General features: G+C 58.4%; 10 protein-coding genes. 2 read left to right on the plus strand and 8 right to left on the minus strand.

What is annotated here, in order from left to right; genetic code table 11:
• Positions 1 to 291 precede the first annotated feature (291 nt).
• Both QCD69_RS10085 and QCD69_RS10090 read left to right on the plus strand, forming a co-directional pair.
• Positions 292 to 498 carry a hypothetical protein gene (locus QCD69_RS10085; protein ID WP_125288215.1) on the plus strand — a complete coding sequence of 69 codons (207 nt, stop codon included), beginning with the start codon at positions 292 to 294 and terminating at the stop codon, positions 496 to 498.
• 69 nt (positions 499 to 567) lie between these two features.
• A complete protein-coding gene (locus tag QCD69_RS10090; protein WP_301251902.1) occupies positions 568 to 1,365 on the plus strand; it encodes a 4'-phosphopantetheinyl transferase family protein in 798 nt (265 codons plus the stop codon).
• Positions 1,366 to 1,433: 68 nt separating this feature from the next.
• On the opposite strand, the gene QCD69_RS10095 is transcribed toward QCD69_RS10090, so the two are convergent.
• The 8 genes from QCD69_RS10095 to QCD69_RS10130 form a co-directional block, all read right to left on the minus strand.
• Complete coding sequence (locus QCD69_RS10095; protein WP_253459866.1) at positions 1,434 to 3,083, minus strand: multidrug ABC transporter permease/ATP-binding protein; 1,650 nt, start codon at positions 3,081 to 3,083, stop codon at positions 1,434 to 1,436.
• Between the two features lie 71 nt (positions 3,084 to 3,154).
• Positions 3,155 to 3,799, minus strand: a complete 645-nt coding sequence (alkB, locus tag QCD69_RS10100; protein WP_301251903.1) for a DNA oxidative demethylase AlkB — start codon at positions 3,797 to 3,799, stop codon at positions 3,155 to 3,157.
• 40 nt (positions 3,800 to 3,839) lie between these two features.
• Positions 3,840 to 4,886, minus strand: coding sequence for an FAD:protein FMN transferase ApbE (gene apbE, locus QCD69_RS10105; protein WP_301251904.1), 1,047 nt, complete (start codon positions 4,884 to 4,886; stop codon positions 3,840 to 3,842).
• A 349-nt stretch (positions 4,887 to 5,235) separates the two neighbouring features.
• Entirely contained in the window at positions 5,236 to 6,348 is a 1,113-nt protein-coding gene (ompC, locus tag QCD69_RS10110; RefSeq protein ID WP_301251905.1) for a porin OmpC, read from the minus strand.
• Between the two features lie 531 nt (positions 6,349 to 6,879).
• Positions 6,880 to 8,049, minus strand: a complete 1,170-nt coding sequence (locus QCD69_RS10115) for an HlyD family efflux transporter periplasmic adaptor subunit (RefSeq protein WP_253459854.1) — start codon at positions 8,047 to 8,049, stop codon at positions 6,880 to 6,882.
• Positions 8,046 to 10,196 (minus strand): type I secretion system permease/ATPase, encoded by a 2,151-nt coding sequence (locus QCD69_RS10120; RefSeq protein ID WP_301251907.1) that lies wholly within the window; start codon positions 10,194 to 10,196, stop codon positions 8,046 to 8,048. Before QCD69_RS10120 ends, QCD69_RS10115 begins: the two co-directional genes overlap by 4 nt.
• 25 nt (positions 10,197 to 10,221) lie before the next feature.
• Complete coding sequence (locus QCD69_RS10125) at positions 10,222 to 11,574, minus strand: TolC family outer membrane protein (protein ID WP_253459848.1); 1,353 nt, start codon at positions 11,572 to 11,574, stop codon at positions 10,222 to 10,224.
• Between the two features lie 73 nt (positions 11,575 to 11,647).
• Positions 11,648 to 15,736, minus strand: coding sequence for a BapA/Bap/LapF family prefix-like domain-containing protein (locus QCD69_RS10130; protein WP_301251909.1), 4,089 nt, complete (start codon positions 15,734 to 15,736; stop codon positions 11,648 to 11,650).
• Positions 15,737 to 16,090: the final 354 nt, after the last annotated feature.

The following is a 16,090-nucleotide window of genomic DNA, read 5'->3' on the forward strand; positions in this document are numbered from 1 at the left end:
GTCAGGTGTCAGGTGTCAGGTGTCAGGTGTCAGGTGTCAGGTGTCAGGTGTCAGGCCAGCATTTTCAGCGCGCTGCGATCCTGAGGCCAATTATAAATCATTAAAAAGTCGCTAATTTATCTTCAATGCGTTGACCAGAAAGCCTCTACGAAAGCGCTTCCGTCATAAAGCACACTTCTTGCCGGCCCGGTTGGCATTAGCCTTAATCTTAAAGCCAGACGCTGCAACAAAACTGTCATCTTCTTGACATAGGCTGACCCTACACTTTTTGAGGCAGTAACAGGTAACCCAATGGCAATCATTAAGGCAAGAAATTACAGGGACGCTGAAGAGATGCTGCAGTCCGGTATCAGCAAGGTTGAACTGGCCTATGACATTGACAGCGATGATTTTTTTCGATTCGCCAGCCACTGGTGCGATCGCGGCGCGAAGATTTCCCGAGGCAATAAGCACTTTGTCGTTTCACTGAAAGGGCTGCACATTCCTCCCAACAAGTAATCTGCGCCGTGCTTTACTCTCGGTACGCTAACCTGCTTAAATCCTCTTTTTGATTAACAGGCAGAAGAAATGCGTTCTGATTGGCTCAACAGACCGGCACAGAGCGAACCGGCGTTTTTGTCGGGCGCCACCTTACCCAAAGATCGGTTTTTAACCGCGCCCGTCAGTTCCCGACTGGCAGAACATCCTGATGTTCTGCTGGTACAGGCCCGCTACGATCTGGCTTATTACAGCGACCAACTGTTCACCGACTATCGCCTGCCCTTCCCTGCTCACCTGAATAAAGCCGTGGCGAAACGCCGGGCGGAATACCTTGCCAGCCGCTTGTGCGTGCGTGCAGCGCTGCGTCAGTTTGGCTTTGACGACTTCCTGTTGACTAACGATGCCGACCGCGCGCCGGTCTGGCCAGAAGGAATAGCGGGTTCACTTTCACATACCCGCGCCTGCATCAGCCTCCTGCTGACCGATAAGGGGACGGGAAAGCAGCCCGGCGTGGATTGCGAAGAGGTTATGCGACCCGAAGCGGCGGAAGAGATGCATGAGATGATTATTAACGAGCGCGAACACGGCATTTTACAGAGCAGCGGCGTGCCGTTCGCGACCGCGCTCACCGCCGCTTTTTCCCTCAAGGAGAGTCTGTATAAGGCGCTGTTCCCGCTTTTCCGCCAGTTTATGCATTTCAACGAGGCGGAAATCATCGCTTGCCGGGCCGGACTGACCAACGTCACGCTGCGGTTGAACCGGGCCTTATCGCCAGGCTTTCCCGTCGGCACGCTGTTTACCGGCCGCGTGGCGCTGGCTGAAGGGCAGCTGACCAGCTGGGTCATCGTCACGCAGGCGGCCGATACGCCCACTGGCCCTTATTAAGCCATAGCCTCAGGCTGGCTTATCCATTTTTTAGCCAGCCTGAGTGACGGCAAGCCGGCGTCGGCAGGCTAGTCGGTGCCGGTGCGTTTTACCGCATCCAGCGTAGCCTGATCGCGCGCTTCGCCGATCAGCTCGCTTAGTTTGCCTTCACGCATTTCCAGCAGCCTGTCGGCGTGCAGAAAATAGTGGTCGTCATGGCTGATGGCAACAACGGTTTTGCCCATCTCTTTCAGCCACGGCAGCAGCTCGCGGTAGAAGATGCGGCGGAAATGCGGATCCTGATCGGCGGCCCATTCGTCCAGCAGCAGAATGTCGCGCTGCTCCGCCGTAGCAAGCAGCATCGCCAGACGCTTGCTCTGCCCTTTCGACAGTTTAAGGTTCAGCACCCGGTTGCCTTCCAGCTTGAGTTTATCCTGCATATGCAGGCGCTCCAGCCACAGCTGTACCTGAGCCGGATCGGCCGGCTCGCCGCTGGCGTCGATCAGGCGGTCAAACAGGTGAACATCGGTAAAGACGGCGGAGAAAAGGCGTCGATAGTCCGCCATCTCCGTTGCCGCCACCGGCACGCCGTCCAGCAGGATCTGCCCGGATACCGGCTGATAAAGGCCGGTCAGCAGCATCGCCAGCGTGGATTTACCGCTGCCGTTGCCGCCGATCAGAAAGACCAGCTCGCCGCGTTTCAGCGTCATGTCGATCGGGCCGACGGCAAAGCCGCCGTCGCCATAATGAAACACCACGTCACGCAGCTCCAGCGTTTGCCACGCACGCGCGGCGGCGGGCTGCGCAAAGCTTTCCTGGTAAGCCGCCAGCCTGAAGGTGTGGAGCTTGTTAAAGGCAACCTGGGCGCTCAGCAGCGTAGGCAGCGCGCCGACGGCGGAAAGCAGCGGCGTGCGCAGGAACAGCAGTGTCAGCGAATAGGTCGCCGCTACCGCCGTATTCGCCCAGCCCAGACCGTTAGCCATAAAGAAGACCAGCCCGATGGCGCCCAGCATCATGATATTCGACCAGTTCACCGCGCTGAGATGGAAAGTATCGGCGCGCACAATATGGTGACGATATGCTCGAGCGTCTTCCTGATAAACCGTCTCGTAAATTTGCTGCGCGCGCTGGCGGTTAAGCGCCAGCTCTTTGCGCCCTTCGATAATGGTTTGATAGTCGGCGTAAAGCGCGTCTTCAAGCTCGCGCAGCTTCGCCAGATGGCGATAGACTCTGGAGACCAGCAGCCAGCCGCCGACGATGGTGATGGTCAGCCAGAGGGTAGTGATCAGCAGCATTTTCGGCGACAGCCACGCCAGGTAAGCGGCCGAACCTAAAGTCAGGATCACGCCCTGGATCAGCTCGGGCAGGCGCACAAAGGCAAGGGTAATGCTGCGGACGTCGCTGGTCAGCGCGGCCAGCAGCTGGGCGCTGCCGATCTGTTCGATACGTTCGATCTGCGTATCCAGAATGCGTCGAATAAACTCACCGCGCAGCCGATAAACAAAATGGTGGCCAAGCAGCGTCAGCGCCAGCTGCGAGGCCAGGGTCACCGCCATCAGCAGCAGCAGCAGCCCAAGGAAAGACGGCAGCAGCCAGGTACCGGCGTTCAGCGAAACAATCAGCTCGCGGTTGATAAAAGCGATCAGCCCGATACCGAGCGCGGCGCTCAGCAAACTGAGGCCAATAACCAGCACAAAAGGCCAGCGATACTGGCGGTAAACGACGCGAAGCAACTCCATGACACTATCCCATTATTCTGAGCAGCCTGCAGTTTAATGAGAAGCGGGACGATAGCAATAATAATTCTCGTTTACCGAAAAGCGCGCCGGAAGGTCAGATTATAGCGAAATGCGCCGGTGGCCGGATGGCTGCCCGCTTTTAACGGCAGGATGCCGTGATAGCGCAGGCGCGACGGCCCGCCCCATACCACCACGTCGCCATGCTCCAGCAGCACGCGCTGCACCGCGTCGCCTCGCTCGAAGCCGCCAAACTGAAACACGGCGGGCAGGCCCAGCGAAACAGAGACGATAGGCTGGCGCATATCCTGTTCGTCCTTGTCCTGATGCAGGCTGAGCTTCGCCTCCGGCGCATAGCGGTTAATCAGGCAGGCATCGGGCTGAAAATGGGGAAAACCGGCCTCTTCCGCGCAGGCCACCGCCAGCTGACGGAAGCGATCCGGCATCGCCGGCCAGCGCTGGCCGCTAACGCTGTCGTATTCGCTGTACTGATAGCCGCGCGCGTCCGTCGACCAGCCGAAATCGCCGCAGTTGGTCATCGCCACCGACATGCGGTGTCCGCCCGGCGTAATGCGGTGATGAAAAGGATTCTGCGCGGCGATATCGTCAACCAGCGCCAGCAGCGCTGCCGCCTCGTCCCGCGCGCGTCGACGCAGGATAGCCGCGCCTTCCGCCAGCGGCTCCAGCCAGGGCGCTTCTTCACTAAATAAGTCCAGCATAATGGCTCCTTAGCGGGCCGTTGCCCGTGAGTAAATGCCGCTATTGCGCTTCCGGCAGCAGGAAGGCGCTGAACTGCGGCGACATCCAGCTGCTAAAGCCGTTGCCCTGCTTCACGATCAGATAAACCGCCAGCTGTTCGCGCAGCGCCAGCGCCTTCGCCTGCTCTTCGCCAAGCACCATCAGGCCGGTATCCCAACCGTCTGCTTCCAGCGCGGTGGTCGCGATCACCGTTGCGGAAACCAGCTTGTGCTGGATCGGCTCGCCGGTGGTCGGATCGATCACATGCGAAATGCGTTTGCCGTTCAGCTCATAATAGTTGCGATAGCTGCCGGAGGTGCTGATACCGTGCCCCTGCAGATCCACTACTGCCTGCACCGCGTTTTCTTTATCGGTAGGCTTCTGGATCGCTACTTTCCACGCCTTGCCCTCGGCGTTTTTGCCGCGCGTCAGCACCGCGCCGCCGACGGAAACCAGATAGTTGTTAATCCCTTCTTTTTCCAGCAGGCGAGCCAGATGATCGGTGGCGAACCCTTCCCCCATAGTGGAAAGATCGACATAAAGATCCGGCAGATCCTTTTGCAGATAAGCCCCTTCGCTGCGCTGGATAACGCGCAGATGTTGCAGGCCGGTCAGCGCGCGCGCCGCCGCAATCTGCGCCTGCGTCGGCACGGTGGCAGGCTGCTTAACCGGCCCAAATCCCCACAGATTGACCAGCGGCCCGACGGTGATGTCCATTTTGCCGTGCGTTTTCTGGCCGATGCGCAGCGCCAGAGTGACGATGTCCGCCATGTTGTCGCTGACCGGCTGCGGGTCGCTGCCGCGATACTGATTAAAGCGCGAAAGCACCGAATCGGCTTTCCAGGTCGACAGCTCCCGATCGTCATTATCCAGCTGCTGCTGTACCGCTTTTTGCAGATTTTCTTTCAGGCCGGGGTCAACGTTGGCGAGGCTAACCCTCCAGAATGTTCCCATAGTGCGTCCTTCCAGCACCATGGCTGACGCACCAACGGTTTCACGATGACGGTCACAGCCGGAAAGCAGGATAAATGCTGCCATAACAGGATAGTACAGCCATTTCTTCTTCATATTACGCAAATTTCCCTGCAATAGTTTTGGTCCTGAAAGCGTGAAAATGCAGCATGGCGCCGGACCAGGCGGGGTTGATCTTCTGACGGATGCTACTCAGTATACCCATTGAACCCACTTTACCGCGGCGCTTTGCCGCAATAATGGAGGTCTTTATGATCTACTTTCTGCTGCCTTTCGTCTGTCTCGCGCTGATTATCTTTTCAGGCTACAAGCATTACAAGCAGACGCATACCAGACAGCTCAATCGTCCACGTTTTCGCTGAGAAAGTGGTCAGGGAGGTACGCTAAGCGCAGGGAAACGGCGAAGAGTTAAGAAGCGGGAGCGCATGGCGCGCTCCCGCGTAAATCAGAACTGGTATACTAAGCCCAGCGCCACTACGTCATCGGTGTTGATGCCGGCAGCGTCGGTAAAGTTGTTGTCATCAAGCAGGTTGATCTGGTAGTCAACGTAGGTAGACATGTTTTTGTTAAAGTAGTAAGTCGCGCCTACATCCACATATTTTTTCAGGTTCTGCGTGCCGTATCCTTCGATATCGGAGCCGCGAGAGCTGACGAACGCCAGAGACGGACGCAGGCCGAAGTCAAACTGATACTGCGCCACCACTTCCCAGTTATCCGCCGTGTTGGCGTAACCGTAGATGCTGTCGTCGCTTCTGCTGTCGCCAAAGCGGGTTGCGTTGTAAGAACGGGTATACATCGCCGCCAGGTAGATGTTGTTAGCATCATATTTCAGACCGCCGGTATAGGCTGTTGCCTTGTCGCCGTTACCCAGAATGCCGTTGGTGTTATTGTTCTGTTCGTTGGTGCGGTCAGAGCTGAACATCGCCGCGCCGATACCGAAGCCGGAACCCAGATCGTAAGTGGTGGACAAACCCCAGCCGTCGCCGTTGCGTGCCAGCACGTCACGTCCGTCCAGCTCGGTGCCGCTGTTGTTTTTGCCCTGATACTGGATAGCGAAGTTCAGGCCTTCAACCGCACCGAAGAAGTTGTTGTTGCGGTAGGTCGCCAGGCCGCTGGAGCGCTGGAACATAAAGTTGTCCGCGCCGTAGGTGTCGCCGCCGAACTCCGGCAGCACGTCGGTCCATGCGCCGATATCGTAAGCCACGCCGTAATTACGACCATAGTCCAGAGAGCCCGCATCGCCGAATTTCAGACCGGCAAAGCCAACACGCGTGTAGCTGTCTGCGGTGCCTTCATTTTCCGTGGTGTTCAGCGCCGCCTGGTATTCCCACTGGCCGTAACCGGTCAGCTCGTTGCTGATTTGGGTTTCGCCCTTGAAGCCGAAGCGCAGATAAGACTGGTCGCCATCGGAGCCATCGTTATCAGAGAAATAGTGCAGGCCGTCTACTTTGCCAAACAGGTCGAGCTTGTTCCCGTCTTTATTGTAGATTTCTGCCGCGCCGGCAGAACCTGCGATCAGCATGGCCGGAACGACCAGGGAGAGAACGCGAAGTTTCATTTTGTATTACCCTCTTGTTATATGCCTTATTTACCACTGCGTGCTGAACGTCGAAAATTCAGTCGGCACCCTCATGGTAGAGCGCGGACAGTAATAATCTATAAAGAAAATGCTACTAAATTTCCGAATGTGTTTCATTTTGTAATTCAAATATTACAAAATGATAATAACCGGGAACTTTATGGCCGCACGCAGTGATAAAAAATAACGCACGTAATGTCAAGTAATAGCTAATCTTTGAAGATTCATATGGTTATGTAATGTTACTTGTGTGAGCACTGAATGATAAAAAGGCGTAGCATTTTGGTTTATAATAACCGGGCTATCATCATTTTATTTCATTATTACCTTCATTCACCCCGAATGTTTTGTTTTACCCTATTTTTCGGCCGAACCTTGTGTTCGGCTTTTTTTATGGCCGCTATCTGCAGAACGCCTCGCTGTTTCTACGGTTATAATTAAGGCCAAAAAAAACCGCTGAACGGCGAATGATAAAAGTTTATTTCATTCACTATTCAGCGGCGTAAGTAATTATCTTTCGCGCAGCGACTCTTTAACCTTATTCAGCGGCTTAACCAGGTAATCCATGACCGATTTCTGGCCGGTTTTAATTTCAACGTTCGCCACCATGCCGGGCACGATAGGGAATTTTCTGCCGGCCTTATTGACCAGCTCCGCCTTCTGCGTACGTACGTAAACGCGATAGTAATACTGGTCGCGTTTAACCTCGTCCTGCAGCGTATCCGGCGAAACCGTCTCCACTTCGCCATCCAGATTGCCGTAGATAGAAGAGTCGTAGGCGGTGATTTTGACCACCGCAGGCAAGCCCGGACGGATATAGGCGATATCGCGCGGGTTGATGCGGGTTTCAATCAGCAGCTGATCCTCCAGCGGAACAATCTCCATCAGCTTACCGCCCGGTTGCAGCACGCCGCCGACGGTGGTGACCTGGATATCTTTGACGATGCCGCGCACCGGCGAATAGAGCGTGGCGCGCGTCAGCTGATCCTCTTTACCGGTCAGTACCTGGAGCTGAGCATCCAGATCGGCATTGTTTTTAACCTGTTCCTCGCGCGCGCGTACCGCGTAGTCATTTTTTGCCTCGTCGATCTTACCGCGCAGATCGCTAATCTGCCGACGCAGCCGGATCACCTCCACCTGCCCCGCCGCGCCTTTCGCCACCAGCGGCTCGGTCATGCGCAGCTCGTCCTGCACCAGCTTCATCGACTGGGTAAGGTTGCTGACCGTTTCCGTGAGGTTGCGCCGACGCGACTGGAAAAGCTGCGTCTCGCGCGCCACCAGCTCCGGCTCCTTGAGCGTTTCAGCGCTGAACGCCAGCGGCGCGCCGGTCAGTTCAGCACGCAGTCGTTCCGCCGAGGCGCGCAGCGTGCGGGCTTTAGCTGCCGCCTCGCCAAAATTGGACTGAAAGCGCGTGGGGTCGAGACGGCCCAGCACCTGGCCCTTTTCGACGATATCGCCTTCATGCACGTTCAGCTGATTGACGATGCCGCCGTCCAGGCTGTCGATAATCTGCGCGCGGCTGGACGGCGTGACTTTACCGGTGCCGACCGTGACCTCGTCCAGAATGGCGAAATGCGCCCAGACAAAAAAGATCACCAGCGCAGCGGTACAGAGCCAGATAATAGCCGAGGTGCGCTTTTCGTTACGTTTCAGGCTGCGGTCGATCAGTATCAGGCTCATGCTGCGTCCCCCTGTCCGCCGGTTTGCTTCGCCGTCTGCGCGGCGGCGGCGCGTAAAATGTCATCGCGCGGGCCGTCCGCCACGATGCGCCCGTTATCCATAACGATAATTCTGTCCACCAGCTTCAGCAGCGCCGGACGGTGCGTGACCAGCACCAGCGTGCGGCCCGACAGCCAGCCCTGCATCTGCCGGATCACATACTCTTCCAGCGCTTCATCCATCGAGGCGGTCGGCTCGTCCATCAGCACCACCTGCGGCTGCCGCAGGATCATGCGGCTGAGCATCACCATCTGCCGCTGCCCGCCGGACAGGCCACGCCCGCCCTCGTTGATAATACGGTCAAGGCTGGACGCATCCTGCTGCACCAGGCTCAGCGCGCCGCTGACCTTCAGGGCCTGGAGCATTTCCTGCTCGCTGGCGTGCGGATTGCCCAGCATCAGGTTTTGCCGCAGCGTGCCGAAAAACAGGCGCGAGTCCTGCGACAGCCAGCCCAGCTGACGACGCAGATCTACCGGATCGATGCGCTGAACGTCCACGCCGTCGACGATCACTTTGCCCTGCGTTGCCCGCGCCTGCCCGGCCAGCAGCTTCAGCAGCGTGGATTTCCCCGCGCCGACCTTGCCGAGGATCGCCACGCGCTCGCCCGGCTTGATTTGCAGCTGGTTGATGGTCACCACGTTTTTAACTTTTTCCTCATCGTAGCTGTACTGCACGCCGCGCAGATCGTAATGGCCGGTCAGCGTCGGACAGTGCGCCATTTCGCCCTCTTCCGGCTGATCCAGCGGTTTTTTCAGCAGCTCATCCAGACCCGCCATCGCGGTTTTGGCATGTTGCCAGCGCGAAAACACCATGGTCAGCTGCATCAGCGGCGCGATGGTGCGCGATGAGAGCAGACTGCTGGCGACCAGCGTCCCGGTGGTGATATCGCCGTTCAGCACCAGGTAAACGCCGAACACCAACATGCTGGCATAGGTCAGCTGCTGCACCGTCGAGGCCCAGCCGGTCAGCCTCGCGCCCCACAGCCTTTGCTGCATGCCGATGGTGGCGCTGACCTCATGCGTCTGCTCCCACTGCCGCTGGAAATAGGGTTCCGCCTGTAAAGATTTGATATCTTCGATGCCTTCGATGGTTTCCACCAGCACCGCGTTGCGCAGCGCGCCCTCACGTAGCCCCTCTTTCGCCAGCTTCGCCATCGGGAACTGTACCAGCAGCCCCGGAATAACGATCAGCGGGATCGCCAGCAGCGGAATAATCACCAGCGGGCCGCCGATAAAGCCCATCAGGCATAAAAACAGGATCACAAAAGGCATATCCGCCGCCGCGCCAACGGTGGTCGAGGTCAGCAGCTCGCGAACCTGATCGATTTCACGCAGCTGCGAGATAAAAGACCCGGTGGATTTTGGCCGCGCTTCGTTGCGAATATTCATCGCGCGCGCGAACAGCATGGAGGAGACTTTCAGATCGATGCGCTTTCCCATCAGATCCGAAACCTGGGTGCGCATCAAACGAATCACATATTCGATGGCGGCGGCAATCAGCACGCCGGCGAACAGTACCCACAGCGTCGGCTCCGACTGCGCCGGGATCACGCGGTCATAAACCTGCATGGAGAAAAGGATGCCGGCCAGCGCCAGCACGTTGCCGACCACCGAAGCCAGCGAAATCTCCATGATGCGGCGGCCCATGCCGCGAAAGTTTTCCCAGAACCAGTGCTTTTTGTACGGCTGCACAAATTCGTCGATGCGCGCGTCGCGTCCGCGCGCCGCCACGCCGACAATGCCGACCTGCTCCTGGCTTTGCGCCAGCAGCAGCGCCAGCTCGCTTTCCCGCACCACGTCGCCGCCGTCGCTCAGCCAGTAGCGCGCTTTGCCCTCCGTATCGATGGTTTCCACCACCACCACGCTGCCGTTTTCCATAATCAGCACCACCGGCGTCACCTCCTGCCGCCAGCGAATTTTATCGCGCGGCATCATGGTCAGATGCAGGCCCAGCAGGCCCGCCAGCCGTTCCAGCTGCTGCGCGGGCGTCAGATGCTCGAACCAGCGCATCTGCTGACGCAGCGTGGAGCCATCCGCCGGTTTGCCAAAGCGCGCCGCCACGCGCAGCATCGCGTCAATCCAGTTTTCAGTACTAGCGGTTTTGGTCATAAGTACGGCCTTATCTTGTTTGGCATCAGAGCGATGGCAGGGTTTGTCCGCTGGTGGCTTCACGATCGATGCCCATAATATCCAGCAGGTTGTCGACGGCGGAAGCGTAGCGCACGGTGGCGTCCCAGCCGTCGTAAAGCGCGGTCAGACGGCTGCTGTCAGCCTGAAAGACATCCTGCTCAACGCTCAGTAAATCGTTGAGGCTGCGCTTATTTAATTTGTATTCGTCGGCGTAAACCGAGCGGGTGTGAGCGGCGCTGCTCAGCTGCTGCTCGCCTGCCGTCTGGCGCTGCTGCGCGCCAATCATGTCGGCATAGGCGGTGGAGGCGCTCTGATTGATATCCAACTTGGACTGTTCGACGGCGGCCTGGGCCGCTTCGCGGTCGCCTTCCGCCGCGCGGGTTCTGGCGTTGACCAGACCGCCCTGATAAAGCGGCGCTTCTACCTGAAGCTGTAGCTCATCGTCCCAATAGGATCGGGTGGCGTTTTCATAACGCGTGCGGCCCGCCTGCACTTTGATGGTCGGCCAGTGGTTAGAGGACGCCTGGCGAACGCGTTCGATCGCCGCTTCCTGTTTGGCCTGCGCGCTGCGCACCGCCGCGCTTTTTTCGTAGGCGATCCTGTCCAGCGTGATCTGCTGATTCAACAGCGACTGCGGCAGCTCCGGCAGCGCGCTGGGCACCACGCCGGTCAGCACCGTCAGCTGCGCCAGCGCAGAGCGTTCTGAAGCGCGGTACTGCTCCATCGTCGCGTGCATCCCGGCGATGCGGGTTTCCGCCTGTAGCACGTCCGACTGCGAGCTTAACCCCGCGTCGGCGCGCATATGGGCGATGTCCTTGACATGTTCCAGCGAGGCGACGTTGTTTTTGGCCGCCTCCACCAGCGCCCGGTAGCGTTTGACCTGCAAATAGGCCTGTAGCGTATCCTGCGCCACCGTGGTCATGGTGTCGTAAAGGGCGAAGCGATAGGCTTCAGAGAGGTGATGCTGTTCGTCAATAGCGCCGCCGGTGCGGCCAAAGTCATACAGCAGCTGGCTGAGGGTAATGCCGCCAGAGCCGTTGTTGTTGAGGCTGCCGGAGGAGTCGGTGGTGTGCGATCGTCCACCGGTCGCCGCCAGGGAAATTTGCGGATACCAGGCGCTTTCGGCGGCATCCAGATCGGCCTCGCCCACGCGGATTTGCGCGGCGGCCTCGGAGATTTTTGGGTTGCGGGCAAAGGCCCGGAGGATAGCTTCACGTAGCGTCAGCGTTGAGATTTGCTCCTCGGTGGGAGCGGCACGCCAGTTAAATTCCACTTTCTGCTGCTTTGCTGCCAGCGCATTCTGTCCCACGGTGCCGCACAGCGCGGCCAGGCACAAAGATACCCACACTTTCTTCATCCTGGTCCTCTCTTCCTTCTTCCTTTTTGGTGAAAAAACGGCCGGTGCGGCAACCCCGCGCCGGCCTGTTACGTCAGGCAGTCTGTACCTGTAGATTATGTTGAATTAAGACATCCGCCAGCGTGCCTTCATGGCTTGCGGAGGAATTGTGATAGAGATCAAACTGCTGACCGGCGATCGTCTGCATACCGGCCTCGTTCCAGACGCCGCCTTCGGCGGTGCTCAGCGTCACCGCGCTGCCGTCCGCGCCTTTGATGGTCAGCGCCTCGCTGGCGTTGTCGGTCAGCGCCAGCAGATCCTGTTGCCCCAGCGTAAGGCTGTTGCTGCCGGAGGTGCCGAGGTCGATCGTTTCAACGCTGCCAATCTTCAGGCCCAGCGAGGCGAAATCCAGCGCTTCGTGCGCGCCGTTCAGCACCAGCGTGTCGTGACCGGCGCCGCCGTTCAGATTGCTGAGCAGATTCAACGTGGAGAGCGTAAAGGTGTCATTGCCCTCGGTGCCAGCGGTGGGAGCAACGCTTTCGACGTGGCTGGCTACGGCCGGTTCGCCGCCGGTAGCGCCGCTTTCCGTTACGGTTGCCGCGCTGCTCTCGTGCGCATCCGTGGCGCTGGCGTGACTAACGTCATCCAGGGGATTAGCCTCCGCAAGCAGGCTAAACGTACTTTGATCGGCCGTTTCTACTGTGGCTGGCGCATCCGGCAGAGTGACGCTATCCCGCGTCTCATACCAATGGCCCGCCGCGTCCTGATAGGAGACGTAGAAGCCAGGCGTAGAAGAAATGGAGGTGTATTCGCTTACCGGCACCTCGGATGTGAAAGTGCCGTCCGCCGCCACGTTGATATCATAGTAATTAAGCAGCTCGCCGCCATAAAACGACAGCTTGTCTACGGGGAGCGGTTCGGTCACCGTGCCGCTGATAAGGTAGTAAGCATTATCGTCGTGATAAACAACATCTTCTGGCGTCAGCGCGTTAAACGTCAGCACGGGATCGCTACTGTGAAAATGCGACAGCAGCAGGACGTCGCGGCTGGCGCTGGCATTGCCGCCCGCGCTTTCAACGCTGACCTTAAGGTTATAGTAGCCGTCCGCCGTCGCCTCTATATCCGCTGAAGGGATCGTGGCCATCCAGTGATTGGCGTAGACATAGCCAGTATAGGTTTTGTCGGCCAGGGTAATGGTAACTTCGGTGTCCGTATGCAGACCCCAGCTGTCGCCGTGCAGCTGGACATCATTCTGATAGTTGGCGTAATCAACGATATCGTTGATTTCCACCGTATCCATGGTCAGCGTTGGCTGCACGTCCGCCGCATAAAGCTCCACACTTAGCGACGCGCTGTGTTCATGCCCGGCCGAATCCTGCACGCTGGCGAGTATCGTGGTATTACCGGCGGTCAGCTGCTTAGCATCGTTCTCGTACAGCCAGGTTGTCCATTCGCCGTTCTGCCCTACAATAACCGAGCCGAGTGCAAGCGAGCCGATGGACACGGTAACCCTGGCCCCCACCTCGCCGGTTCCCCTGATGGCGTAATCATCGGTAAGGATGTTGAGATTGACGCGGTTGTCGTCGGAGAGGCTGTTAATGGTGACGGTCGGCGACGTGCTGCCGCTGTAAAAGTCCAGCGCCAGCGAACTGGAGCCAACGTTTTTCGCCATGTCCGAAATCGTGGCCTGTAGCGTGTAGTCGCCCGCGGTCAGCTGCTGCGCCTGCTGCGGCGTCAGCGCCGCCTGCCAGGTTCCGTCAAAGCCGACCGTGGTGTGCCAGGTCAGCGCGCCCAGCGTCAGGGTCAGCGCATCGCCCGCATCGCCCGTGCCGGTAAAGAGATAATTTTCGGCGATCTGGTTGAGATTGATGTGCGTCCCGTCAGCAGGGGTGTCGATAGCCGTTTGCGGCGTGCTGACGTCGGTAAAGAAGTAAGCCTGGGTGCTACCCGTTTCGCCTTCCGCGTTGCTGGCGGTCACGGTGATCCAGCGCTTGCCGGTATTAAATTCGCTGTGCAGCAGCGTTTCGGTATTCAGATCCAGACGCCAGTTCCCATCGTTGGTCACCGCGGCCTGGTAGTCCACGCCGTTGATATTCACCGTAACCGTCTGGCCGCTGCCGATCGCGCCGGTCGTGCCGACCAGGGCCTGACCGTCAAGTTTTTCACTGCGATTCAGCCAGCCATCGCCAAAAGGCGTATTGATAGTGGGATGCGGCACGGCGGTGGCGGCCAGCAGCACGCCGCTACTGTCTGCTTCAGGCTGGGCAGCGGGGATCGCCTGCCCGGCGGTCGCGGCTGCGGCTGCGGCGGCATCGTCGGCGGAAACACTGTCAACAGCCGCAGCGGGCGTCACCGCGCCGTTGTAAAACGTAATATCCTGTGTCTCCGTACCAACGTTTTTCGCCGGATCGGTCACGCTGGCTTTCAGCGTATAGTTGCCCAATTGCAGCTGCTGCGCCTGCTGCGGCGTGATGTCTACCCGCCAGGTGCCGTCGAAGCCGACCAGCGTCTGCCAGGTCTGGGTGCCCAGCGTCAGCGTCAGTCCGTCGCCCGCATCGCCCGTGCCGGTAAAGGCCAGGCCGTTTTGCCGGGCGCTATTCAGGTTGATATCCGTGTTCGACAGCGTATCGACGCTGACATGCGGCGTACTGATATCGGTAAAGAAGTAGGCGCCGGTCTTACCGCTTTCGCCTTCGGCATTAGTGGCGTAGACGTTAATCCAGTGCTTGCCGGTAGAGAAATCAGTGCCCATCAGCTGGGCGGAGGTCAGCGCCAGGCTCCATTTACCGTCGTCCGCCACCGTTGCCTGATAGCGGCTGCCGCTGATATTGATCGCTACCTGTTGACCGCTGCCCGTCACGCCCGTGGTGCCGCTCAGCGTTTCGCTATGGGTTTTCTCATCGTGATTCAGCCAGCCATCGCCGAAAGGTACGGCAATAGTTGGCTTCGGCGTAGCGGTCGCGCCGCCGCCCGTTTCCGGCGGCGTGGTGCCTGGGTTATCCGGCGGCGTACCGTCCGTTGGGTTTTCTACCGGCGGAACAGGAACCGGCACTTCCGCGCCACCGCCGCCCGTGCCGACCGGCGTCTCCAAATCGGTGGTAACATAAATCTGCTGCTCGAACCAGTTGCCCGCGCCGTCCTGCACGCCCAGCACCAGCGCGTTTTGCCCATGCTGAGTATGGATATCCTGGGAAGTGAGCTGCACGCTCCAGCTGCCGTCCGCATTCAGCGTGCCGGTACGATAGCTCTCGATCTCGCCTTTAACGGCAAACATGGTCAGCGGAAAAGGCGTTTGCATCGTACCGGTCACGGTGTAGATCGGCTCGCCGTTTTGATAAGTCACGTCGGCCAGCGTCAGCTCATCGGTGGTGACCAGCGGGATGCTGCTGTTGTAGTGGCTGATAAGCAGCAGATCGCGCGTGGCGCTGACGCTGTTGCCGCTGGCGTCGGTGGCGCTGACGGAAAAGGTGTAGCTGCCGTCTTTGATCGCCGCCAGATCGCTGTCGCCAACCTGCACCGACCAGACCTTGTTATTGACGTAGCCGGACCAGGTTTTACCATCCAGCGTCAGCTCTACCCGCGTGCCGGAGGCCAGCTGCGTGCTGGTGCCGGTAATTTCGACGCCGTAAACGCCCTCTTTATAGTTAACCGCGTCATCGCCAGAAACCGGATTGATGGTCAGCGTCGGCAGTGTGGTCGAGGCTTCTGCGGTAACAGCGCTGATGCCAGGCGTTGGCGAAGGCGTTGTGGGAGTGGTGGTGACGGCCGCTGCTACGCTATCAACAGGCACGGCCATATTGTTAACAATCAGCGTGGAATCCACTGTTTCGACGGCTGCCGGCACCGCAGCCAGCGTCGGCGTCAGTGTGACGGTTGTTTCAGCCTCATCTGCTTCGTTTGCGAACAGCGCCTGCTGCTGCGTCGCGCCATCCTGAAAAATCAGCTGGCTTTGCGATTGTGGATCGGTACTAAAAAACTGCTGAAAACGCGAGACGCCGCCATCCTGATGCAGGATCAAATCGCTGCCCTGCCTCTGCCAGGCAGAAACCTGAGAAGGCGCGCCCTGTAAGGTGACGATACTGGGTTCGCTGAGGGTGTAAGCCTGTGAATCGTTTTCGACGAGCAGTGTTTCACCGCTTGCCAGCGACACGATATTGACGCGGCCTGAGCCTGAATACGCCATAAAAATCCCCTTGTGCACCAGTTAAATGAGTAAAGTGACGCCGCGTAAAAGTAAAGATTTACTTTACTTAAAGCGGACATGCAGCGGCCAGCGCCTCAAAAAAGGTGCCAGGCCAGACCCGGTGCTTTCTGGATTTACAAAATAATCCACAACAAGGCTAATGGTAAAAAAATTTCCAAAAAAAATGCTAACGACAAGGCGAGGATTTTATTTCGCCGGCAAAAAAAAACAGTACCACTCTTTGCCATAACCGAGATTCGGCCCGACTTACCACTTTTTACCTCAATAACTTATCGTCAAAAAAAGGCGAGCAGTCGACGCTGGATAGTGGATAACCTAGTCCGCTAATACACA

It is taken from the genome of Erwinia sp. PsM31, assembly GCF_030433775.1.
In the GTDB taxonomy this organism is placed as follows: Bacteria; Pseudomonadota; Gammaproteobacteria; order Enterobacterales; family Enterobacteriaceae; genus Erwinia; species Erwinia aeris.